The organism is Chitinophaga vietnamensis, from assembly GCF_902167635.1.
Taxonomy (GTDB): Bacteria; Bacteroidota; Bacteroidia; order Chitinophagales; family Chitinophagaceae; genus Chitinophaga; species Chitinophaga vietnamensis.
This window is the reverse complement of record NZ_CABHMS010000002.1, coordinates 306497-330623: the sequence shown is the minus strand read 5'-3', so window position 1 is coordinate 330623 and position 24127 is coordinate 306497. Positions and strand designations below refer to the sequence as shown.

23 protein-coding genes and 1 tRNA gene are annotated in these 24127 nt (G+C 47.4%); 12 read left to right on the top strand and 12 right to left on the bottom strand.

Features of this window, described 5'->3' with window-relative positions:
- Positions 1 to 5 precede the first annotated feature (5 nt).
- Positions 6 to 3119 (bottom strand): phage baseplate assembly protein V, encoded by a 3114-nt coding sequence (locus tag FPG75_RS05925; RefSeq protein ID WP_143305846.1) that lies wholly within the window; start codon positions 3117 to 3119, stop codon positions 6 to 8.
- A 222-nt stretch (positions 3120 to 3341) separates the two neighbouring features.
- On the opposite strand from FPG75_RS05925, the gene FPG75_RS05920 reads away from it, so the two are divergent.
- The 5 genes from FPG75_RS05920 to FPG75_RS05900 all read left to right on the top strand — a co-directional run bounded on the left by FPG75_RS05920 (position 3342) and on the right by FPG75_RS05900 (position 10794).
- On the top strand, positions 3342 to 7478 hold the full coding sequence (locus FPG75_RS05920; protein ID WP_143305845.1) for an RHS repeat-associated core domain-containing protein: 4137 nt from the start codon (positions 3342 to 3344) through the stop codon (positions 7476 to 7478).
- Position 7479: 1 nt separating this feature from the next.
- Positions 7480 to 8490 (top strand): hypothetical protein, encoded by a 1011-nt coding sequence (locus tag FPG75_RS05915; RefSeq protein WP_143305844.1) that lies wholly within the window; start codon positions 7480 to 7482, stop codon positions 8488 to 8490.
- A gap of 181 nt (positions 8491 to 8671) precedes the next feature.
- Positions 8672 to 9034 (top strand): hypothetical protein, encoded by a 363-nt coding sequence (locus FPG75_RS05910; protein WP_143305843.1) that lies wholly within the window; start codon positions 8672 to 8674, stop codon positions 9032 to 9034.
- A gap of 191 nt (positions 9035 to 9225) precedes the next feature.
- Positions 9226 to 10077, top strand: coding sequence for an AraC family transcriptional regulator (locus FPG75_RS05905; protein ID WP_161596681.1), 852 nt, complete (start codon positions 9226 to 9228; stop codon positions 10075 to 10077).
- A gap of 66 nt (positions 10078 to 10143) precedes the next feature.
- Complete coding sequence (locus FPG75_RS05900) at positions 10144 to 10794, top strand: HD domain-containing protein (protein ID WP_143305839.1); 651 nt, start codon at positions 10144 to 10146, stop codon at positions 10792 to 10794.
- A 46-nt stretch (positions 10795 to 10840) separates the two neighbouring features.
- Here FPG75_RS05900 and FPG75_RS05895 read toward each other — a convergent pair whose 3' ends face one another.
- Positions 10841 to 11494 (bottom strand): sigma-70 family RNA polymerase sigma factor, encoded by a 654-nt coding sequence (locus FPG75_RS05895; protein ID WP_143305837.1) that lies wholly within the window; start codon positions 11492 to 11494, stop codon positions 10841 to 10843.
- A 139-nt stretch (positions 11495 to 11633) separates the two neighbouring features.
- On the opposite strand from FPG75_RS05895, the gene FPG75_RS05890 reads away from it, so the two are divergent.
- Positions 11634 to 11984: a hypothetical protein gene (locus FPG75_RS05890; RefSeq protein WP_143305835.1), complete on the top strand. Its 351-nt coding sequence runs from the start codon at positions 11634 to 11636 to the stop codon at positions 11982 to 11984.
- Between the two features lie 107 nt (positions 11985 to 12091).
- Here the strand turns inward: FPG75_RS05890 and FPG75_RS05885 are convergent, their stop codons facing one another.
- The 9 genes from FPG75_RS05885 to FPG75_RS05845 all read right to left on the bottom strand — a co-directional run bounded on the left by FPG75_RS05885 (position 12092) and on the right by FPG75_RS05845 (position 19253).
- Positions 12092 to 12538, bottom strand: coding sequence for an SRPBCC family protein (locus FPG75_RS05885; RefSeq protein ID WP_143305833.1), 447 nt, complete (start codon positions 12536 to 12538; stop codon positions 12092 to 12094).
- Between the two features lie 93 nt (positions 12539 to 12631).
- Positions 12632 to 13039 (bottom strand): RidA family protein, encoded by a 408-nt coding sequence (locus FPG75_RS05880; RefSeq protein ID WP_143305831.1) that lies wholly within the window; start codon positions 13037 to 13039, stop codon positions 12632 to 12634.
- Positions 13040 to 13128: 89 nt separating this feature from the next.
- Positions 13129 to 14250: an oxidoreductase gene (locus FPG75_RS05875; RefSeq protein WP_143305830.1), complete on the bottom strand. Its 1122-nt coding sequence runs from the start codon at positions 14248 to 14250 to the stop codon at positions 13129 to 13131.
- A 77-nt stretch (positions 14251 to 14327) separates the two neighbouring features.
- Positions 14328 to 14936, bottom strand: coding sequence for a Crp/Fnr family transcriptional regulator (locus FPG75_RS05870; protein WP_201747891.1), 609 nt, complete (start codon positions 14934 to 14936; stop codon positions 14328 to 14330).
- 305 nt (positions 14937 to 15241) lie between these two features.
- Complete coding sequence (locus FPG75_RS05865) at positions 15242 to 15724, bottom strand: hypothetical protein (RefSeq protein ID WP_143305828.1); 483 nt, start codon at positions 15722 to 15724, stop codon at positions 15242 to 15244.
- An 815-nt stretch (positions 15725 to 16539) separates the two neighbouring features.
- On the bottom strand, positions 16540 to 17682 hold the full coding sequence (locus tag FPG75_RS05860; RefSeq protein ID WP_143305826.1) for a DUF3883 domain-containing protein: 1143 nt from the start codon (positions 17680 to 17682) through the stop codon (positions 16540 to 16542).
- A gap of 189 nt (positions 17683 to 17871) precedes the next feature.
- Positions 17872 to 17944: transfer RNA gene (locus FPG75_RS05855), tRNA-Lys, on the bottom strand.
- A gap of 201 nt (positions 17945 to 18145) precedes the next feature.
- The gene (locus tag FPG75_RS05850; protein ID WP_143305824.1) at positions 18146 to 18637 is read right to left on the bottom strand and encodes a DinB family protein; all 492 of its coding nucleotides are present in this window, start codon (positions 18635 to 18637) and stop codon (positions 18146 to 18148) included.
- 94 nt (positions 18638 to 18731) lie between these two features.
- A complete protein-coding gene (locus tag FPG75_RS05845; protein ID WP_143305822.1) occupies positions 18732 to 19253 on the bottom strand; it encodes an exonuclease domain-containing protein in 522 nt (173 codons plus the stop codon).
- Positions 19254 to 19465: 212 nt separating this feature from the next.
- On the opposite strand from FPG75_RS05845, the gene FPG75_RS05840 reads away from it, so the two are divergent.
- Positions 19466 to 19831: a winged helix-turn-helix transcriptional regulator gene (locus FPG75_RS05840; protein WP_236652732.1), complete on the top strand. Its 366-nt coding sequence runs from the start codon at positions 19466 to 19468 to the stop codon at positions 19829 to 19831.
- A gap of 65 nt (positions 19832 to 19896) precedes the next feature.
- Positions 19897 to 20523: a DUF2306 domain-containing protein gene (locus tag FPG75_RS05835; RefSeq protein ID WP_143305820.1), complete on the top strand. Its 627-nt coding sequence runs from the start codon at positions 19897 to 19899 to the stop codon at positions 20521 to 20523.
- 4 nt (positions 20524 to 20527) lie between these two features.
- Here the strand turns inward: FPG75_RS05835 and FPG75_RS05830 are convergent, their stop codons facing one another.
- Positions 20528 to 20875 carry a winged helix-turn-helix transcriptional regulator gene (locus FPG75_RS05830; protein WP_143305818.1) on the bottom strand — a complete coding sequence of 116 codons (348 nt, stop codon included), beginning with the start codon at positions 20873 to 20875 and terminating at the stop codon, positions 20528 to 20530.
- 81 nt (positions 20876 to 20956) lie between these two features.
- Between FPG75_RS05830 and FPG75_RS05825 the strand changes: the two genes are divergently transcribed.
- From FPG75_RS05825 to FPG75_RS05810, 4 genes are all read left to right on the top strand, one after another.
- Positions 20957 to 21760, top strand: coding sequence for an SDR family oxidoreductase (locus FPG75_RS05825; RefSeq protein WP_143305816.1), 804 nt, complete (start codon positions 20957 to 20959; stop codon positions 21758 to 21760).
- A gap of 217 nt (positions 21761 to 21977) precedes the next feature.
- Positions 21978 to 22685: a CDGSH iron-sulfur domain-containing protein gene (locus FPG75_RS05820; RefSeq protein WP_143305814.1), complete on the top strand. Its 708-nt coding sequence runs from the start codon at positions 21978 to 21980 to the stop codon at positions 22683 to 22685.
- 230 nt (positions 22686 to 22915) lie between these two features.
- A complete protein-coding gene (locus FPG75_RS05815; RefSeq protein ID WP_143305812.1) occupies positions 22916 to 23242 on the top strand; it encodes a YegP family protein in 327 nt (108 codons plus the stop codon).
- 65 nt (positions 23243 to 23307) lie between these two features.
- A complete protein-coding gene (locus FPG75_RS05810; protein WP_143305810.1) occupies positions 23308 to 24060 on the top strand; it encodes an SDR family oxidoreductase in 753 nt (250 codons plus the stop codon).
- Positions 24061 to 24127 lie beyond the last annotated feature (67 nt).

Here is a 24127-nt window from a genome sequence, read left to right as displayed (position 1 = left end):
GTTGTTTATACTTTATCAGCGTGGGCATTGGCAATTCTCCATTGCCAGTACCATAATGTATAACGGGTGATGTTATTCCAATGAGAATAATCCATCAGGTTATCCGTTCGTTTTGACTTATACGTGAACAGGGCATTGGCATCCGCTTCCGCATTGGTGAAGGTATGCGGGAGCTTCAGGGAGTGCAGAAATTCATGCGCCGGCGTGGAAGCAATCGCACTTTTAAACAACACTACCTTATCGCCCAGTGAATAACCGTTCAGCAACTTCATCTGCCCGCTCTCCATCGCACCACCGCTGCCGCCAAGATAGAAGGCCTTAAAATAGTGATCGTACTTTGTACCAAAGCCTGGTATCTTCTTCAATACACTGTTCAGGTATTCCGACATATCCTTCGTGGATTTGCTATCATCGAAAGATACAATATTTGCACCACTTGTATAATTGCTGTTGAAATACGCATCTGCGGAGAGGTTGAGCGTAGTCGTCTCCACATGCGGATCAATATAAGCCTGGTTAAGTGAATGACGGAAGAGGTCCTCCTGCCCTGCCGCACTGCCGGATACGGTATTACCGTTGAGAGAAGTGGTCACTTCTACCAGCAGGATATTCTTCTTTTTCCGCCTGGTAGCATCGTTGGCCCACACGCATATCTTGCCGGCTATTGCCGTGGATTCCTTACCATCCGGGCCTTTCGTTACCGCCAGTACTTTGATCGTCTGGTCCGTTTTAAATTCTTTGATACATTCTATCGTTACAAAATCCGGCAGCTTGTGATTACCGACAGATTTGGAGGAGATCTCCTTCGGCGTAATAGTGAAATGCTCATTGTCTTCAAACTTCAGGCATTCGGGTTCTTCCTTCACCTCCACATCCAGCGACAGCACCGCTTTGGTGGCTTTTACGGATTTGGGATAGAGGCTAAGCCAGGCCACGAAATATTCTTCCGGCACCTCTTTGCCATTTTTCATTTTTGTTTTCCAGGGGATGCTATGCACGTGATATTTTGATTTGAGACGATCGTACATCGCATCATCGGGCTTCTGGTAGGGCGTATCACTGTTGATGTCGCGGTTCACCTGTGTGAAGGCAGCATCAAGATAATATTTGCCCATGCTGGTTTCGTATAAGATATCGCCGCCTTTGCCGGTATCGCCATTGCGCATCCAGTCGATACCATAGCCTTCTCCCTGCCAGCTGCTGCCGGGGCGGAAGCTGACGATACATTTTGCATCGATGACGGGCTTCACGGTTTCGTAAGATTCTGCTTTGTTGCTATGCTTGTTGCCTTCCTGTCCTTTCAGGTGCAGGGTGCCTTTACTGTTGGCGGTGATCTTCTCATCGCTGTGCAGCATGAGCTGACTGGCGCCGGCAGCAAAGAGTTTCGGCGATTCTATCTTGATCTCATTGCCGGAGTTGATCAAGGTTTTGGCGGATTGCAGGTGCATGAAGGAAGTGGCCATCTGTTGGAGGAATGGCGTGTTCATGAGTAACTGCTGTCCGGCATTTACCATAAATTGTTGCCCGCTGCTCATCATGGTATTACGCCCTACGTTCACTTCCATATGCTGCGCTACACTGATGTTCATGTTGCGCGCCTGGAAGGTCATGGTTTCGGGGGCGGTGATGGTGATATTTTTTCCGGCGGTGTCGAGGAAGATCTCGTTGCCGCCGGGGTCGCGGATGATGAGGTGCGTGCCGCTGCCCGCATCATTGAACTCGAGCGTGTGGCCGCTGCGGGTACGGATGGCCTTTACGTTGTTACGTTCATCGCCGATATTCGCAGGTGCGTTACCGTTATAGGTGGCGCCGATCACAATAGGGGTTTCGGGGTTGCCGCCTTCAAAGTCGACCCACACTTCTTCCCCTATCTCCGGCACAAAATAAAAGCCTTTGTTGCCTCCGCCATGCGGCGCTACGATGCGCAGCCAGGGCGTGCTGCCCTGCTCCTGCCAGCGGAAGGCCACTTTTACGCGGCCTAAGCCGCGCGGGTCGTTATTGTCCACCACCAGGGCGCTCTGCGGCTCGCAGAGGGGATGCGCGTCTACCGCTACCTCGGGCATGGCCACATCCGCCGGGATGCCTTCAAAGGTATTACGGTATTCGCCGCTGCTGGTGCAGGTATGCGTGAGCTGGGTGATGACATATTCGCCATGATCAGCGCTGCCAAGGAATTGCTCCCTGATACCTACGGTATCGCCTATACGCAGGCTACTGTGCTTGCTCGTGCCTTTCAGCGTTACCATGGTAGCCAGGCGGCCTTTGTATTGCAGCTCCGATTGCTTATCGACCTGCTGGCGCAGGTTACTGCCAAAGGGATAATCCATTTTGTACAAAGATGGCTTGCGGTATAGTTTCCGGCTGATATCCGCCGCATGACGGGAATAGCTGTTCATGCTGCCTTCCGCCGGCCGGCCGGTATGGTTGCCGCTTACGGCATCCTGCCGGTAATCGAAACCATTAAGGGTGGCATTGTTCGGTTTTACATGCAAAGCCAGGTCAAAGTCGAGCAGGTCGGTGAGATGCGTCAGCACTACCTTTCGCGGCGTATACCTGCCAAACACCAGCTGTTGCCCGTCATAAAAGAACCACTCCCCATGCCTTCTCGCCAGGCGACGCAGAAAGTCATAGGCCGTTTCTTTATACTGCACGGTATATTTAAGCTGGACGTTATCAGATGGAGAGATGGTATTGTTACGGCAGAAGGGCTCCGCCAGTTTCACGGTGGCAGATACGATATCCGCCAGGGACTGCGATTCAAAAGTGCAGATATGCGGATCATTCTCCAGCAACACGGTAGGACTGCTCCCCCTGATGATGCAGAAACCATGCGTGCCATCGCATTCTTTTCCGGCATGAACACTGGTAACGATGCCATTAAAAACAAGCGGATCATAGCCTGTACCCGGCAGTACCGGCGTGATGGAAATATGAGCCTCTTTGCCCAGAAACTCCTTGCCGGCGGCAAAAAGCCCCTTACCAATGCGGTTAAACCAATCGTAGCTGATGAGTAGTTCAAACTGATGGTGGTCGTGAATGCGCTGATCTATCTTTAACGACTGAAAAGAAGAAAAGACATGATCGCCAATTGTCACTGAGGTCGTGGTGTACAAAGACATGGGTTAATTATAAATTTTATACAGGCTGCCTTTCATACAAAGCATGAAAGGAGGGGTTAATTTTGGCTGCAAATATATATCATTCAATATAAAAATTCGTATAGCCATGAAAAATATCCTGGTTCGGATTACTAACTCCTGACTTCGCTTGTTTTCCGATCAGAATGGTTATTTTTAATCTGTATTGTTTAACCTGGCCATAACACGCCCAAACCATATCAGATGTTAGTCAGCAACAAACACTTTACCCCCGTTATCGGACTGGATATTCATATTGTTATCCTTTTCGGTTTCCCCATACCATTGCCGCATCCGTATATCGGGCTGGTGGTTGATCCGATGGACTACATTCCGTTCATTGGCGCCAGTACCAGGATAAACCATGTGCCACGCGGCAAGAGCGATACCAGCGGCAAGCTGGTGTTCCTTTTTCACATCCCGATGGGCGGCCCCTTCCTGTTGGCGCCCATGATCGGTCATAATTCCGTGAACTTCTTCGGCAGCAAAAAAGTAAAGGTGGAAGGTAATCTCATGAGCCCTTCCGGCCACATGCTCATGACCTGTAATGATATCGGGATACCGCTCTCTTTACAGCCCGGCAAAAAATTCATTCCCATCCCAAGTTTATATCTCCCTACCTCCTATTCTATTCCGCTGTCTTTCGGCAAACCCGTGATGGTGGGCGGTCCTTTCGTACCGGATTGGGCCGGCGTGCTCATGAACCTGATCATGTCTTACGGATTTGGCGCCCTCATGAAAGGATTGGGCAAGGCCGGAAAGAAAGCGCTCACCAAATTCAATCATGCCCTCAAGAATAAACTTGGCAGTAATAAACTCAGCAAAGCCCTTTGCAAGAAAGGCTTTGAGCCGGTAGACCTCGTGCAGGGTATCGTCATCTACGATGGCGCCGATTTTGAACTCGCCGGTCCCCTGCCGCTGAAATGGGAACGCTCCTGGAACAGCGACAGCCCCTTTAAAGGTCTGCTCGGCCACGGCACACACCTGTGTTACGACCTGCGCATACAGGAATTTATTGCTGAAGACGCCACCGTAGTATTGCTGGGAGACGGCCGCAGCGCCGTATTTGAGGCATTGCCCTTCCCCGGCAACAGCGACTATAACCGGCATGAACAACTGCTCCTCACCCGTACTCACGCCAACGAATATACGCTCTTCGATTACGACGTGCGGCAAACTTATACTTTCCGGAAATTACATCCGCAGGACGGGCAATACCGCCTCGTAAGCATTCATGACGAAGCCGCCTGCCTTATCAGCTTCCACTACAATGCACAAGGCCACCTGCTGCGCGTGATCGACAGCGCCGGCCGCCACCTGCATATCAAAAACGACGTCGAAGGGCGCATCCTCAGCGTAACAGCCCAGCACCGCGGCGAACAAAGGCTGATGGTAAGCTATACTTATAATGAAGATGGCGACCTTAGCGGCATCACCGACGCATTGGGTAAAACAACGTATATCCATTACCGTGATCACCTCATGTTAAAGAAAACAGACCGCAACGGCAACAGCTTCTACTGGAACTACGATAAACAAGGGCGCTGTATCCATACCACCGGCGACAACGGCCTGCTGGAGGGCTTCCTGGAATACCATCCCAGGGAAGGCTTCAACCGCATCACCAACGCGCAAGGCCATACCACCACCTATTATTATACACCCGATTTTGTGGTAACGCAGATCAAAGAGCCGATGGGCAATTCCATCTTCTACCAATATACTGATGAGATGGAAGTATACCGGGAGATCGATGCGGAAGGTAACGTTACCGGCTATACGTATGACGAAATGGGCAATTGCACCACCATCACCGCTGCTGATGGCTCGGAGAGCGTCTCCGGCTTCAACGATAAAGGACAATTGATCAGTCGTGCCGAAGCAGACGGCAACAGCCGCACCTACACGTATTACGACAATGGCCTGTTGCACACGCTCACCGATAGCGCCGGCCATATCACCATCTTCCGGTATAATGATAAAAACCTGTTGAGCAAGATAGAAGATGAGAGAGAACATCTCACCCTTTTTCATTATGATGAAGACGGCAACATCAGCAGCATGCAATTGCCCGATGGCAGCGAATCCAGCTGGCAGTACGACGCCTGGGGCAATTGCCTCCAACTGCGTAACCCTGCCGGCGAGCAGCAATACTTCCGGGTTGATGCGCTGGGCCGCGTCATCGGAATCAGCCTGCCCGATGGCAACCAGGTCACTTTACAATACGATGCTTACGACGATATCACCGCTGTTACCGATAAACATTACCAGGTACGCTTCGGCTATACGCCGCTGGGCAGCATGCAGTACCGCGAAGAGAACGGCGTGAAAGTGCATTTCCTCTACAACCGCGATGAGCAGCTCACCGGCGTGGTGAATGAACATGGTGAAAGTTATCGCTTTACCCGCAACGCCAACGGCGATATCATTTCCGAAACCGGCTTCGATGGCATCACCCGTCACTTTGAGCTGGACAGCAACGGCAATGTGCTCAAAGTGCACCGCCCCGGCGGCAAATGGACTTCCTTTGAATACAATGCCAGCCATCTCGTTACCCGCATAGAACACAGCGATGGTACCTGGGACGCCTATACGTACAATGGCGCCGACCTCCTGATAGAAGCCAGCAACCAGCATGGCAGCATCCGGATGGAGCGCGACAACATGGGCCGCCTTCTCCACGAAATACAGGACGACTACGCCATCAGCAGCACTTATAACAGCGATGGCGAACGCATATCACTGAAAAGCAGTCTGGGTGCAGACACCCAACACCAATGGAGCCTGACAGGCGACCTCAGCACCATCACCGCCGGCACCGGCCGCGCGCAGCCCTGGCGTGCAGAGATACAACACAACCTGCTCGGCCTGGAAATAGCGCGTACCCTGCCCGGCGGCATCAGAAGCGCCTGGACCTATGCTGCCGGCAGCGCTGAAAGCGGCACGCCGGCTACACATACCGTGAGCAGTGGCAGTAACATCAAACGAAGCCGCCATTACCGCTGGGATGCCAACCAGCAGCTCAAACAGGTGATCGATCAGCTCCACCGCGGCACGCGCCAGTTCGGCTACGACGCCTTCAGCAATCTCGCCTGGGCGCAATACGAAAACGGCGACTACGATTACCGCTTGCCCGACAAGGCCGGCAACCTCTATCGCACCAAGCTCCGCAACGACCGCAAATACGCCGCCGGCGGGCGTTTACAGGAAAGCGATTCCGCAAGGTTCGTCTATGACGAGGAGGGAAATCTTATCCGGAAAATTGTAAGCACCTCTACTTCTCCGGTCACTTATGAATATGAATGGTATGGCAACGGCCTGCTGAAACAGGTGCGCCGTCCCGACCAGAAGATAGTGCAGTTCCGCTATGATGCCATCGGACGCAGGATAGAAAAGACTTTCAACGGACAGGTTACCCGCTACCTCTGGAATGGCGATACCCCCTTGCACGAATGGAGCTACCCGGAAAAAGACCGGCCGCATATCACCATCGATGAAAATGGCGAGATACAGCAAAGCCATCCCGAACCAGTACCCCGTGAAACCCTTACCACCTGGGTGTTTGAGGGCGACAGCTCCATACTGGCAGCGAAGATATATAACGGGCACGCCTACTCGGTGATCACCGATCATCTCGGCACGCCCTGCGAAGCCTACGATGAAAATGGCGAACGTGTATGGGCCTGTGAATTGGATATTTATGGGAATGTCCGTAATTTGGAAGGCCCGAAAGATTTTGTGCCGTTCCGCTACCAGGGGCAATATGAGGACATTGAAACCGGTTTGTACTACAACCGTTTCAGGTATTACAGTCCGCAGGAAGGCATCTACATCAGCCAGGACCCGATAGGCCTTGGCGGCGGATTGGCCTTCTATGCTTATGTGCACGATCCCAATGCCTGGGTAGATATATTGGGGCTTGCGCCACACGGGCTAAGCGGCCAGATCATCCGGGGCACGGATACGATCCATAGCAAGAACTATACGAGTGGAGGCATGTTTACCGGGCAAGGCGCGCCGAACCAGCAACAAGCGCTGCTTACGCACACCGAACGCAAGTTCCTCTCGGATGCAAACGATATCGTAAAACCCGGCGATCACCTGCAGATGCGGGGCCGCCTGAATCCTTGCCGGCCTGGCTGTCAGCCCGCCATCAGGAAATTCGTGATGGCCAATAAAGTTACCGCCAGCTACTACGCTACCTCTACCCGCAGAACCTATCATTGGGAAAGGATCAGCGACAAGCACCTCATCCAGACAGAAAGCCTGAGAGGCAAGGTGAAAGCGAAATACAAATACAACATGGAAACAGGCAGAAGGACCAAGATAAAATGTAATTGATATGATACCGTACAAAGAATATACAGACAAACTGACGAAACTGTTGCAGATATTTGATCAGTCCCTTTCCCCTGCACAGCCTGCGGAAGCGCCGAAAAGCATTGCAGTATTGGCATCCCTGCCATCATTCGTTCACACAAGGACAGACAAAGACGGTATCTATCTATCTTTCTATAAAAAAGAACAACAGCAGTTCCTCATAAAAAAAGCGGACTTCCATAAAGAAGATCCTCCTTTGTATTTTATCAAAAAGAACAAACCGGTATTATACTTTGCCACATCGTCTATCATTTTATTAACGGAGCTGTCGCAATACCTCTTTGCGCAATCCGCGCATAGCCTCCGCCACAAAGGGTTTGACGTATACCCCATTTTAAGGGAACATTTTGAACTGTTCTGTAAAGATGTGGATTATCCGTTCAAAGTATGGATCAACGACAGCTACAAGAGTTTTGTGCTGGTAGATAACAATGAAGAGATCCTCTATTTTGTCTCCAACAACGAAGCCCATAAAAAACAGTTGGAGGAACTGTTCCATTTCACGCCATCCGCCCCCGTGGCGGCGGCGCAGCCCGTTGCCCTGCCGGACGATTTTATTTCCGCCCCGCACCTGGAAGGCAGCATGCTCAAAGGCAAGATCAATATCTTACAAAACAAAACAGTGAATGTCACCTATGACCTGGAAACAGAACAGCCCGCAGCCGTCAAAGATTTCCTTCCGCTGATCGCGCAATCAAAAAAGATCATTGCGAAGCTGTCGGAAGAAGAACAGGAGAAAATCAAGGACAAGATCTCAAAAGAGATCACCGTGGCGGCCTACCGGCAAATGGACACCAAGCCAGATGCAGACCAGGAACAGCAGCACCTGCAACAGGAACTTGAGTTAAATGAAATCCTGTTTGTAGAGAAAGATATTCTGCTGTATTACCAGGCAAAGAAGATATTCAAAGATAGCCGCATACTCGCGCAGCTGAATAGCAGGTTATCGGTGGTGGAGGTGTCGGTGCTTTAAGGTCGTAATGCAATACTGTAGTTGGTTCTGTCACAGGCGCTGTGTCAATAATTTGGCGCTAAGTGCACGAGATTTCAAAAATTTTATTCCCTTCAAAAGCTCAGTTAACAGTTTAGTCACATTGCTCCCCTAGCTTCGTGTAAACAACCTCAATTTTTGTTAACAGAAAAATTAAATGACCATGAGAAAGTTCATTGTTTTGTTCGCTACAGGCCTGGTGTTTTCAGGCACATTCCAGGTGCAGGCAACTGGTAAACAACCCGCGAAGAAAGCGGCTATCAGCGCCTTCATCCAGAAGAAACCCGGCCAATGCTGGAATGCATTGAGCGCCTATGTAGAGAACCAGGACACCCACACCCACAAAGTGACCGTTGAACGTACTGAGCAAAACCCGGATTATCCCCAGCCTTACGTGGAAACAATCATCGTAACAGTTCCTTCAGGAGGTGAATCCTACCTCGGCTGTACTGTTTTAGTAGGCGCATTACCCAATGGCGACATCCCCGTTGATTTCAGGATCGTAGCTGATGAAGTGGTGAATTGATGTGAGAATTTATGGATTTACGAATTTACGAATTTACGAATTTACGAATTTGAGGATTTACGGATTTACGGATTTATTGATTGATAAATCCGTAAATCCTCAAATTCGTAAATTCGTAAATCCTCAAATTCGTAAATCCTTAGCATGGGAGCCAATTTACTACTATTTTATTTTTATATTTAGGCATGCATATGCAACGCCAGCTGATTGTTGACAGGGAGATAAAAGATTCATTCCAGGTGTCGAGGCTATCCAATACCAGCATGGGAACCACCGCACTGGTAAGCGTTGCCTACCACCGGATATTTATTCTCTCTGAAGCAAAAGGGACTATACAAATAGATCAGGAAGATCATCCCGTCAATGGCCGGGAAGTATTCCTGGTGGCCAAAGGACAAGTATTTGCATTTACAGCAGATACCCGCTTGAACGGATTTGAGATCATATTTGGCGATTGTTTTTGGGAGAAGACACCCACCAGCGCATCCAACTGCAAGGCTGCACTCTTCAATCATACGGCCTTGCACCAAAGGCTTCCCTTGCTTGAAAATGATGCTGCCAGCCTCCTCCCGGTTTGCGAACTGCTGTTGCAGGAATATGCCAACGCGGACTATCCCAACCAACTCGATGCCATGGCCGCTTTTCTGAAAATCATTATGATCAAATTGGCCAACATCCTTGCTGCATCCGGCTGTGAGCTGAATGATTTCGATAACCGGCTGTACCAGCAATTCCTTGAACTGATAAGTACCCGTTTCCGCGATACCCGCGAAGTATCAGACTTCGCCAAAATGCTCGCTGTTTCTACCCGCAAGCTTTCCGATGTTTGCAAACAGAAAAGCGGCTATGGCGCAAAAGAGATCATCAACACCTACCTGATCGCTGAAGCCAAACGCTCGCTTCAATTTTCCACGAAACCCATCAAACAGATCGCCTACGATCTTGCCTTTGCAACGCCGGAACAATTCAGTCATTTTTTCAAGAAGATTACCCATGCTTCACCGGCAGACTATCGCCATATCTTCGTAAATATTGGCAGATGAACCACACTTTCTGACATTCCCCCAACAGCGCCACCAGCTTAGTTTTGCTGCATAAAAATTTATTTTATGTCAGTAAACAGGTTAAAAACAGTGGCGGGAATCGCCATTCCCGAGAGCAAGATAGCACAGGAAGCTACGGAACTATTGTTGGAACATGGCACTGAATTTATTTACAACCACTCGCTGCGGGTGTTTCTTTTCTCTTCGTTGAACGGCAAACGGTTTAAGATCAAGTACGACGCCGAGCTGCTATATGTCAGCGCCGTTTTCCACGACCTGGGCCTGGTACCGCACTACAGCAGCCCTGATCTCCGCTTTGAAGTAGATGGCGCCAACGCGGCGCGCGATTTCCTCAAAAGCCATGGCTTACCAAAAGAAGCGCTGCAATTGGTTTGGGATACCATCGCCCTGCATACCACGATTGGCATTGCCGAACATAAAGAAGCAGAAGTAGCGCTGATGTATTCCGGCGTAGGCCTGGATGTGATGGGAGAAGGTTATGAACATTTAAGTGAAGCACATCGCGATGAGATCCTCCATGCGTTTCCAAGAACAGATTTCAAGAAGCGGATCATCCCCACTTTCTTTGGTGGCTTTGAACACAAGACAGACACCACTTTCGGCAATATCAAGGCCGATGTTTGCGCTTATATGATCCCGGGATTCCAGCGGAAGAACTTCTGTGATTGCATCCTCCATTCTCCCTGGAAGGAATAATAACAGGAAGACCGGCACTGGTGGCCGGTCTTCTCTCTTAAATATATTATTGAATACCCAGTTCGCGGAGCACATTGTTGACGATCCTGTCGCACCGGATAAGGTGGAACGGGAATACCACATCGTTCTTGTAGAAGTTGCTGATATGTTCCCGCAGCATCATTTTGGCCCGTATCTGGCGGACTTTCACATTCACCCTGGAGATATCGAGCACCTTGCTGGTATCTGCCACGCTGAGCTGTTCCATCTCCCGCAGCACAAAAACGGCGCGGTACTTCTCTGGAATATTCAACAGGGCTTGTTCCAGCACTTTACCCAACTCCTTGTTAATAACGGTGTCCACAGGCGTTTCTTCAGTTTTCGGAATATCCTGACGATGCTCCGCCGCTGAAATATCTTCACTGGCTGCTTTCTTCCGTCTTTTGAGTTGCTGATGGCACTCATTGATCAGGATTCTTTTGAGCCAGGTGCCAAAGGCGGCTTCCTGCCGGAATTGGCTCAGGTGCTGATAGGCATTGATGTAGGTGACTTGCATCGCGTCTTCCACGTCCATGTCGTTGTTCAGGAATGTCATCCCAAGCCTGAACAGGCTGGCGTTGTGGCGGCGCATCAGTGGCTCGTACAACCGTTTCTCTCCTGCCAGTACCCTGGCGATAATTTCATTGTCGGTAAGCGTGTCAATAGGCTGAGTAATAGTCATTCATTCAGGTATTAGATGGTTAAGCTGAAAATAAGTTACAAAAAATGCCAACATTTTGTAACCTTTTTTGAAATCTGTTCTCTAATCCAATAAAGAGGCCTTATAAAGGCCTGACTATTAACCCGAACTATCTAAAAAAATGACTAAAGACCAAAATTTTCAGCCCAACGGTGTGACCCTGCCTCCTTTAACGCATCAGCGGATCCAGGAGTTGAAACAAACGCCCGAGGGTCAGCGCATTATGCAGGAGGCATTTACCGCATTCCCCGAACTGGTCAGATCACTTACCAATGCCTTACAGGAGAAACTCACTTTCCTTGAACAGGCCCGCAGCACACGTGTTGCCCGCCCGGAAGGGATGTCATTGAATACACTGATAGATGATTACCAATTCCTGGAATTTGTACAACACATCATGTTTGTGAAGTGGAGAGAAGAAAAAAATAAACAGGCCAGCCGGTATTTTCCTGGCAATACGCAGGTGAACTGAGTTTTTAGCCACCCTATGATACGTACTTACGCCGGAAAAAAAAGCGGATGATCTGCATCATCCGCCTTTCAATTTTCTTTATTAATAGCGCGTGTGGTATCACGCCTTTAATTCCAGTTATCGATCTTGATATCAATCGGATCAGGATTGCCTTTTCCTGTTTCTACCAATGATTTCAGGCTCATCAGGAAGATCGCCCATTTGGTGCTGCAATGATACATGAACTCTACCGGCTCCTTCCAGCCCTGGTGCTGGAATAGCACAATAACATAATCGCCATCCTGTTTCAATTCAAAATTGATGGCGGTGCCCACCCATTCGTCGGGTCCATCTGTTACTTCCCATTCTACCAGGCGTGGTGCATCGAGCTTCTTCACTTTCATATCAAATCCTCCGGCGCCAAACCGGAACTCAATGATGTTATCTATCTGGTCGCCTTCTCCTTTGGTGTTGCTGGTCCACCAGCCGGCAAGGCCATCCCTGGTGGTCAGTGCGCGGTATACGTCGTTGATCGATGCAGTCTTGATCCCTATTCGATGTAAGATATTTGCCATAACAGATCGTTTTTTCAAAAGTACTTCTTTATGACAACCCTGATAGCATGCAAAATGGACAAGATCGCATGGTGATCCGGACAAGCCCGCGCTTTACTGTTTCCATTCTGCCGCGTCATCCGCTACAGCCACGGCTTCTATCTCTATCAGCGCATCGGGAGAATAAAGGGAAGATACTTCCAGTATGGTATCTGCCGGATAGGGCGCCGTAAAATACTTGCCTCTCAAAGCCACGATCTTGTTGAAGTTACCCATGTCCTTTAACAGTATGGTTACCTTTACCACATTTTTAAGACTGGAACCGCCTGCCTTCAATACTTTCTCCAGGTTCTCAAAAGCTTTGGCAACCTGCTGGTCGAAGTCGCCGATACCAGTTAACTGACCCTGATCATCGATCGCTGTTTGTCCGGAGATGAATAAAAGATCGCCCACGCGGTAGCCCTGGGCCAGGCGGAAGGGTTGATAAGGATCCGGATTGATTTTAATCTGTGAGATTTTCATTTTATTACTTTTTAACGAGTGATTGGATTTGTTTGATTGTGCAAAAACATGTACGCTGTATAAGCTGAGGAGCATTAAAAAAAGTGTTCTCATGAGATAGTGAGATGTTTTGATTTGATTATTTCATTTGTATGCCTGATCGTGGCTTCGGGCCAAAGCATATCAGGATGGAAAGCAAGGGGCGATGCGCCATTCATTATATGCGAAGGCCAGGCAGGATCGGCCAGGGCGGCCTTTCCGATAGAAAGAAGATCGGCATGCGACTCTTCAATAACCCGCGCTGCCCTTGCCAGTTGGTTCATTCCGCCGTTAGCGATGATCATCTTGCCAGTTATTTGTTTTGCCAATGCTGCATAAGAGCTGTCATTGTTGTAAAAGCTGTCGCGCTCCCACTCTCCGCTTTGCACCGCGATATGGATGAAATCGGGCGCCGCTTTCCTCACTTCTTCCAGCACCGCTATGGCCATGGCTTCACCGTCTCTCCAGCGGTAGCCGAGATCATTTACTTTCCCTTCCGACAGGCGTATGCCTACCAGGAAATGCGCCGGCACGGCGGCTTTGATGGCATTAATAATTTCAGCGGTGATGCGGAAACGGTTGCAGGTATTGCCTCCATAATGATCTTCGCGAACATTTAATTCCGGCGTAAGAAATTGATCGAGCAGGTAGCCGTTGGCAGCATGTAATTCCACGCCATCAAAGCCAGCCTGTAGAGCCACTTTCGCGGCATTTACAAAACCTTCTTTAACAGTTTCGATATCTTCCAGGTTCATGGCCTTGGGAAAAGGATAAGCGCCATTGCCACCATATTGCAGCATTTTAACGCCTGCCGGCTGTATAGCAGAAGGCGCCAGCGTTTCCGGGAGGTACTGTGATAGCGCACCTGCATGCATCAACTGCGCGATGATCAACGCGCCATGTGCTTTTACTTGGGCTGTTACCGGCTGCCAGGCTGCTGCATGTGAAGGAGAGATGAGCCCGGGCTGATGAGCGTAACTTTTACTCGATACCTCATCTGTATAATTCCCTTCAGTGATGATCATACTGAAGCCTCCTTTTGCAAAGGCAGTATAATAGGCCGCCATCTCGGCGGTGGCCAGTCCTTCGGCAGTAGCGCTTACGCGCGACATAGGCGCTACCACCAACCTGTTTTTCAGGCAATGCCCCGGCCATTGCAACGGTTGAAATATTGGATGTTTTGTTGTGTCCATATGCATGTTTATATGAACACAAAAGTATTTTACGCGCTACTGTTGCACGTATAACTATTATAATAAATGGAATTAAACTATTTTAATTTTTTCAGGTTGCCTTTCCTGATCTGGCTGAGGAATACAGGCGTAATGCCCAGGTAAGAAGCGATATGCTTTAAAGGCATGCGCTGATCTATGGAAGGATACTTTTTTAATAACTGCATATATCGCTCCGCACCAGTAAGGGCGATATTATTCAAGATGCGCTCATCTTGTGCGGCGCAGGCATTTTCATTGAGGATACGCCAGAAACGTTCGAGCGCCGGTATATCTTTCAACAGGGCTTCTCTTGCCTGCTTGTCTATCTGCAATACGGTAACAGGTTCCATGGCAACAATATTGCGTGTAGCCGGCTCCTGCCGGATAAAACTTTGCAGGTCTGTTATCCACCAGTCTTCTAACGCAAAATGCAAGGTATGTTCATCTCCCCTATCGTCTATATAAAAAGAGCGCAACAACCCTTTACACAAAAAAATTTCATGCCTGCAAATATCACCTCGCTGCAAAAGATATTGCCTGGGCAATAAATGCCGTATTGTTAGCGCATCGCAGAAACGTTGCTTTTCATCGTCAGTTAAGGTGATCCGTGCGGATACATGGTCGAGGATCATATTATAGTAGTCGGAAGTCTCCATATTTTGCATATTTCTCCAAGGCTTTTTTCATCTGTAAAGCTATATCAAACCTTGCCGATCGTCAACAGTTTTTATTACCACCCGCCGCCGAGGGCGCGGTAAAGGTTAACGAGGACCTGTAGCGATTACGGCTTTCTATATATAGGGGAGAAATGATTATGTATTACGTTCTCCTACTTTTTCTAACTCAGTTGGGAATAGTCTGGCGCGAATGGTTCAATGGTAGAATTGGAATTCAACAGCACGAAATACAAACGACTAATAATAAACTGTCCCCTGATCAAACTATTTACCTAGGTATTTGATAGCTGTGATTATTTATTAAATTCAAATTTTGAGCCATCATCAAAGTGGATAATTGTTTCAATTCCTGAGTCTATAGAAGCTGAAATTAAGTCATATGGTTCTTTGGCGTCTTCCCCTTTAAATGCAATAAATACATTTGCCCCTCCATAAAATGTCAACCTTAAGGCAATTAAGCCAAACTGATCTGGTTCAAGAAATCTATAGTTAAATATGTCTGGGTTATTCCCTTCACTATTTAAGTTCTCAATATCTATCTGAAAAAGCTTTCTACAAAGTAATTTAAATGCCTCGGTTTTACTGTCTTGATACGTTACAAAATCCATGATTAAATTGCATTCACCTTTAAATACCTTAGCGAATTTATAATAATACAACCCGGATGCTATATGAAGAAAACAGGAATGTAGCCTCTCTATATTTGGACGCCCAATAATTATGGGGAACTTGGCTCCATCAGCAGTTGTGAAACTATCGAATATTTGATCCTTCATTATCAAATCTAGCGAATTGCCGTTCCTTTCAAGTGCCCGTTTTAACTTTTGTACGAAAGTGAAAAAAACCGATAACATTGTTTCCAACAACACCTGCTATACATGCCATCAAAAACTCATCATCATTAGATTTTTTGGAATTATGTAAATCACATGACGGAACCGTTATCAAATTATTCCGAAAAGCAGATGTTCTTATGTCCTTTTTTTCTGGAAACAAACAGGCTGGGGGGACATGTTCTTTTGACGTAGCAGGATTACCACACATATAACAAATACGATTCTTTTTTTTGGGCATCTTCCACTTGTTTCAGCATTTAAAACTAGAGACTTGGTAACTTATATTAAACCCTAAGCAATTATACCAAGAAATATTCATTTCATATTCGCTTATCAAGGGAATCCGAATTGAATACAATGAGGTTCAACATCGTCCGCATCCTACTCCTCAACCTATTCCGTAGATTTCCTCCAACTCCTGGCTGTTCAAATTCGTCGTCACATGAGTAATCATCTTATTCGAAATAAATAGATCATACCGGGATAAAAGTATTTCCCCCATCACATTACAATTATTCCCCCAATAGTTCACCGTCTGCTCTACATCCAGTTCATCAAAGCAATGAACCCGCGGCACATTGGTATAAAACCTTCTACTGGTAAACGTTTTCGAGAAAAAGGATACGGTAAACTGATGATTGTCCGCCTCGTTTTTACAGGGTTCAGAAATACGCAATCTTGGCTGGCATTCCATATTTTCATGTGAAGACCTCTCTAGTAGTTCAATTATATTGAATCCATTTCATAAGGCTATTTCATCTGTTTTCATTTTTGATAATAACCTTGTATCCGTCGTTGATCAGGTCCACGTTTTGAAGGTCAACTTCTTCCCAGGAAGGAATTCCAAAAACTTCCCAAACCCTGTACAGCTTGTAGCTTTTTTTGTTAGCCTGATAAAACTCATATTCCGGAGAAGAAAGAAAAAATGTATTACCCGAGGGATGATTTTTACCATATGTAGTTGTTTTCACCTCTATGTATATTTCCTTCCCATCCTGTTCATAACTTAAAATATCATAGCCAGCATTGTCTGACTCCAGAGAAACATGAGTAGGGCTTCTCTTTTCTATGTCCGTCAAGGCGGCTAACTTTTCCCGTTCAATCCCCATGATATATTCTTCTCCTTTAAGGCCAATAAGTGCCAGTCTTTGCGCTTTTTGGGCTCTTTGTTCCGGTGTGAGCGCAATTAATTTCCTCTTGGAAGGAGCAGGGGTGCTTATTTTTTCAGGAATGATGCCCAACAAAGGGATTACCAGGGCCACATGAAAATCTATGGTTTCCGGATCGATATAGCCGAGCGAATTGGGGTATAAGCTAATGGTCACAGAAGAGTATGTTGGATCCTGCGCGGCGTTGCTCAGCCACTCCTCCGGGGTTACAATTGCGTCCCTTATTTCAGCCCGGAATCCTATCTCAAAAAGATCGTAATATCTTTTCTTTAATTCAGCATCATCATTCAGAGATTTAACTAAAAGCTCTCCAGCTCCTTTCAGCTCAGTTTCATGGATATTTCTCACATCCTTTTTCATACGAAAGGCAGAAGCTCTACCGAAATAAAACCCCACATCCATGCAACCTTTTTTGCCATCTATTACAAAACTGATTTGTGCAGCATACTGCTTATTATCCGAGCCTTTAAAGATACCAGACCAGGCTCTCCTTAAATTACCACCCCGACCTACTGGATTTCCTGTCGAGTGTTCCGAGCGAAATATGCCAAAATCATTGTCATACTTCTGCTTAAAAAAATCTGACATAGCTTTCAACCTACGCCTTAGTTCCAGTAATTCACTAATTTCGTTTCTAGGAACTGTAGCTATCAATCCTTTGGTTGGGTAATGAGCCTTTGAAAGTTTCTCGACAAGCACAATGTCCTTATCTGTTATAAAGCTGATCATATTAACTGGCCTGTTTTGTTGAAGATACGGAATGTATGGGTTATTTCGAAGTATACCAGCAGCATAGCTATCCTATTTTACTGGTCTATTCTATACTTTGATTTGTTGTTACGACGTGGAAATGTCAGAAGTGAGGATCAGCATTGTTAACGAAAAAAGCGCCAAAGTTGGCGCCTTTTTGCAATCCAGTGATCCCGCTGGGACTCGAACCCAGGGCCCATACATTAAAAGTGTATTGCTCTACCAACTGAGCTACGGAATCATTCCCGTAAAGGGAGCGCAAAGATAGAAAAATATTTTTCCCCGCAAAATTTTTCTGAAAATCTACGTGTCCATCGCTTCTATGGATCAGGCTTTCCGCCCGCCGGAAATTTACGGGGAGATCCTCAGGAAGATAGAAAAATATCTTCCTGAGGATCTCCCCGTAAAATCCTGTTAATCTTATAAATCTCTAAATCCTGGTCTAATGCTCATCCGCGCTCGGCCCATAACTCCCCGGAATAGCCACATCCAGCAGACGAAGGTACACACCCAGCTGCGCGCGGTGATGCACAGTCTGGCAGTACGACATACGGATCACATCCAGTTTGGAACGGGTACTGTATACGGTGGGGCCGTCTCTCAAAGTCCACATATCTTCGAGTTGGGCTTCACTGGCCTTTTGCAGGCTTTGCAAGCCTTCAGCGAGATTCTTCTCGTAATAGTCCATCAGCTCTTCGGTAGATTTTGCTACCATGGTATTGTAACCGCTTTTCGCAAAATCCAGTTCGCTGGTATTGAGTGCCATGGATACCCAACCCGGCAGCTCTGCGACATGCGCGGCCAGGCGGCCCAGGGACATACTCTTTTCGTGAGGCTTCCAGTCGTACTTGTCCAGCGGTACGCGGGTCAGCATCTTGCGGGTGGTCTGGGCTTCTTCCTGCATTTCTCTCAGGAGTACGGGAATCATTTGCATAGTGGTAAATTTTGTTTGTTGATACAAAGTACCGATGCGCAAGTGACAACCCTATGTCAGCAGGAAAATGGTAAATCAAAATTTTTTTTGCGGCTTATGAAAGCTTGATGCGGAGGCCCATCTCCTTTTTCATGGTCAGCAGCGCTTCGGCGTTGCCGATCGCATCATCTACCGGGTGATGGGTATGTGCCCGGCGCCGCAGGTGTTTGAAGTTCTCGAAAGTATCTTTCACCATCCCTTTATACAAGCTGCCCAGGTTCTGCGAGCTGTGGCCGAAAGGATTATGCCCCAGGAAATGATGAAAATACCAGCAGATGAACATCCAGTCGAAACCATTATTATCGCTGACAAAAACAGCGCGGTCTTTGGCTACGCTGCGTATCCATTGATCGAAATCCTGCATCACCTGTGAGGGCGCCGGGAACTGCTGGCATGCTTCGCGGGTATGACCGGACACCGCCAGCGCCTCGGGAATAAATTTATCTGAAACCGGCCGTAACTGGCCATAGAAGGTCTTGTCCAGCTGTTCATCTACCAGCACAGCGCCGAAAGAGATCATTGAATAATCTCCCGGTATCGGCCCGTCGCTCTCAACATCTACCATAATATACGCCATGATGCTTTTTTGCCTGAAGATATGATTTCGGCAACAATCCGGATGCATCAGCTGCTGCTTATGAAAACATCATACACATGGAACAACATCCGCAAGTGCCGGCTGGCTGATCGATCAAGGTGATGGCAAGCAACATTACTTTTAACAGCAGTAAATTAGTCGTGTACATCACGTACCTTTAAGAAACGATAAACCTATAAAACGACTGTACCATGCTGACATATGAACGTAAAATACCGCCTGATCTCAATTGCGGCATCACTGTATTCATGGCGGTACTGGGCGCCAAATGGAAACCCTGCATCATAGATGCTATCTACAAAGGATACCGCCGCCCCAGTGAAATTCACCAGGCCATCAAAGAGGCCACGCCGCGGGTGCTGGATATGCAACTGCGTGAGCTGGAAGCTATCGGCGCCGTGGAGAAACAGGTGCAGCCGGGATTCCCGCTCCGTGCAGACTATACGCTGACCGACCTGGGCCTCTCGCTGGTACCGCTTATCCTGGCAATGGACAAATGGGGCAGGCAGTACGGCGAACAGGTAAGAGAAGCCACTGCCAGCATCTATACCGAATAATTTTTCGGTTATTGACTGCGGCCTTCGGGATACGGAATTTTGTGCTTAACAAATCCGTATAGTATATGAATAAAATTATTAGCGACAGGCCGTTTACATCAAAAGACATCCTCTACATACTGCTCTGGCTGGGCATCCTGTTCATCACATGGACATTCATGCACGGCGCCGACAGATTCCTTGCACTCACCCCTGAAGCGCTGGGGAAATATCTGCCGGTGAAATGGCTTCTACTGATGCATATCACCGCCGGCGGCGGCGCGCTGGTATTAGGCCCTTTCCAGTTCTGGAAAAGACTTCAGCATCATACGAAGCTGCATCGTGTGGTCGGCTACCTGTACCTGCTCGCAATCCTTTGCAGCAGCATCTGCGCCGTAGTGCTGGCTTCCACAACCGCGTATGCTATCAACTGGGCTTATGCCTTTTCGTTGCAGGTGTGGGTATCTGTTTGGATCACCGCCACCTTTGTAGCCTGGTGGCTGGCCGTAAAGGGGCGATTCAAACAGCATCAAGACTGGATGATCAGAAGCTATCTCATAACACTGGCGTTTGTGGTATCGGGCCTGCTGCTGAAAACCCCGCTGGTAAACAGTCTTGGCAGCTTTGAAGAGATAAGCCCCTCTTTCTTTTGGCTGGGATGGTCGGTGCCGCTGTATATTTATGAAATGATCAAAGTGGTAAAGCCGAAATGACATCTTAATAAAATTTACTGATCTTCTTTTTATGGGCTTTGCCCCATTCTTCCATCGGTTTGGCTACTTTATCTATACTCAAACAATACTTCGTTATCGCATATTCGATCCTTACGGGGTATTCGTTGACGATTGTCCTGCTAATCAGTAAATTTTCCTCAAGATGTTTCAGCTCTTTAGACAATACGCGATTGGTGATCCTGGGTATAGAAGCCAGAATATCGTTGAAACGCCTATTCCCACTGTAGATTGAAAGAATAACAGGAATTTTCCATTTTCCGCCTATCACAAACATCGTATCCTGTATCGCGCGTATCTTTTCATGAAATCTTTTCTGGTTCTGTGAGGTCATAGTAAGTATCCTTTTGTATACAGGTATCAAATTAATACTTTTCCCTGGTTACTTTTGTGTCTTTACAGGTAATCTAAATTTATGAAAACAATATTCATTACCGGAACTTCATCCGGAATAGGGAAGTCAACAGCAAAATTGTTTCAAGCTAAGGGCTGGAATGTTATAGCTACCATGCGCAAACCGGAAAACGAAACCGAACTTTCGCAGTTGGAAAATGTAACACTTTTGCCTTTAGATGTTACCAACCTGGCACAAATCAAATCTACAGTCGCAAGAGCAAACTCCTTATTTGATATAGATGTGGTGCTTAATAATGCGGGATATGGCCTTATGGGTGCTTTAGAAGAATTTTCTGATGAAAATATTGTGCGTCAGGTGGAGACGAATTTTTTGGGAACGGTACTGGTAACCCGTGAATTTATCCCCTGGTTCAGGGAAGCAAAAAAAGGCATGTTCATTAATGTTACATCTATTGGCGGACATACCAGCTTTCCCTTTACCAGCGTTTACAACGGCACAAAATGGGCAGTGGAGGGATGGAGCGAATGTTTATCGATCGAACTCTCCATGTTTAATATAGAAGTTAAAACCGTGTCGCCCAGTGCTACGCAAACCGAATTATTCAGCCACCATTCGGATAAGACGCCACTTTCGTTTTACGATGCGGTTGAAACGAAAATACTGGGTATGATTAATCCCGATTCCACGCCTGAAGAAATCGCTGACGTGATTTATGAAGCAGCAACTGACAACAAAGACCAGTTACGTTATTTTGCAGGAAAAAAATCAAAGGCAATCTACGACAGGCGTCAGGAGCTTGGCGCTGAAGCTTCGAGAAAAGAACTTAAAAAAATATATTTTGATAAGTTAGGTTCTTTATAAGATAACAATCAGACGTCAAACCAGACAAGTTGGTATTCGAACATCAGAACCTTGCATATGAACTCATTTGCTGGTTCATAAAAAACAACTACAAATTATTGAACCAAAAAGCCTCCCAAATCAAAGAGGTAATATTGTGGTAAGAATATTTGGTAATAGCGTACAAAGACGCAACAATCCGGATGCATCAGTTGTTGCTTATGAAAACATCATGCATATGGAACAACGTCCGCAGGCGCCAGCTGGCTGGTCGATCAAAGTGATCGCTAACGGCCCTTATGAAATAAAAGGCGATATCCCTGTTCAAATGCAGACCATCGGCGCCAACAAAGACGGCGAATCTGAAGAATGGGTGCCAGGCAAGCATTTCAAGCCGGAAGGCACTCCCTTCTATCTATGCCGCTGTGGCCATTCTTCCAACAAGCCCTTCTGCGATAGTACCCACCTGAAGATGCATTTCGATGGCGCTGAAACGGCTGGCCATGAACCTTATGTTAACCAGGCGGACCTCATGGAAGGCCCCACCGCCCTGCTCACCGATGCACAGCAACTCTGCGCCTTCGCACGCTTCTGCGATCCTAACGGACAGGTATGGGCCATGATAGATAATACCGACGATCCTGCCGTACGACAACAATTCATCAAACAGGTAGGACAATGCCCTTCCGGCCGCCTCGTAGCCTGGGACCGCGAAACACAAACACCCATAGAACCTGCACTGGCGCCAGCTATCGGCGTCATCGAAGATCCGGCGCAAGGAGTGAGCGGGCCACTCTACATCCAGGGCGGCATTCCCATACACGACGCTCACGGCAAAGCCTATGAAGTGCGTAACCGCGTAACCCTCTGCCGCTGCGGCGCTTCGAGAAACAAACCTTATTGCGACGGCTCCCATGCCGCCATCAAATTTAAAGACGGACTATAATCGCAAGTTCCGTGGCTTCCACCTACAGCATATTTCAAACCTTTGCATCATCAACTTAATGAACGGCGCAAAAATTCAAAGACAAAACAGTGCTCAGGAATTATTTGCTGTGAAATTTTCATTTTGATTGAACAATCTTTTTATTATATGGTTTCATTACATAGCTATTCAAAATAGCTTTTTTAAAACTGCAACATAAATTTTCCAACTCCACTAAACTCCAAACACTTATGGGTAAATTCGTTATCAAAATCGCTAAAGACGGTCAGCACTATTTTAACTTGAAGGCTGAAAATGGCCAAACTATCCTGTCGAGTGAAATGTATACTACTAAAAGCGCCTGTAATAACGGAATCGATTCCGTTAAGAAGAATGCTCCCAATGACAACCATTACGAAAAGCTGGTTGCCAAAAATGGCCAACACTATTTCAATTTAAAGGCGGCAAATGGCCAGGTGATTGGTACCAGCGAAATGTACGAGGCCACTTCCGGAAGGGATAATGGTATTGAATCTGTTAAAAAGAATGCTCCTACAGCAACTGTGGTAGAAGAATAATCGCAAGTTCCGGGTTTTCTGCCTGCCGCACATTCCAAAACTTTGCATCATAAATTTAATGAACGATGCAAAGATTCAAAGACAAAACAGCGCTCATCACCGGTGGCGCCAACGGTATGGGATTCGCTACAGCAGCAGCTTTTATCAGGGAGGGCGCCAGGGTGATCATTACAGGGAGAAGCGAGGCCAGTGTCAGCAAGGCAGTGGCAGCACTCGGCCCGCAGGCGACAGGCATGGTATCTGATGCGGGTAACATGGCGCACATACGGGCATTGCCGGAACAGATCAAACAACAGCATCCACACATCGATATCCTGTTCGCCAACGCCGGCTATGGCAAATTTGCCCCTATCGAGGCAGCTGATGAACAACATTTCGATGAACTGTTCAACGTATTGGTAAAAGGTACTTTCTTTACAGTACGGCAGCTGCTTCCCATGATATCGTCCGGTGGCAGCATTATTTTCAACACCTCATTTGTAACGGCTTTCGGCATCGAAAACTTTTCTGTTTACACAGCCGCAAAATCAGCGGTGCAGTCGTTTATCAAAACATTCTCCATGGAATGTACCGCCAAAGGTATACGGGTAAATGGTATCAGCCCGGGGTATATCAATACCAATATCTTCAACAATACCGGCCTTACAGCGGATGAAATCAATGCCACCATCGGCAGCGTTATTCCTACGCTCCCCTTCAAAAGATTCGGCGAAGCGGCAGAGATAGCGAGCGCCGTGCTTTTCCTCGCATCAGATGATGCCTCTTATGTACATGGGGCAGAATTACTGGTAGATGGCGGGATATCAAACGTCAAATAATCTGAATGTAAGAATGTGAGGATGTAAGAATGTGAGAATTTATGGCGGACTGAAGTTCCCACCAAAT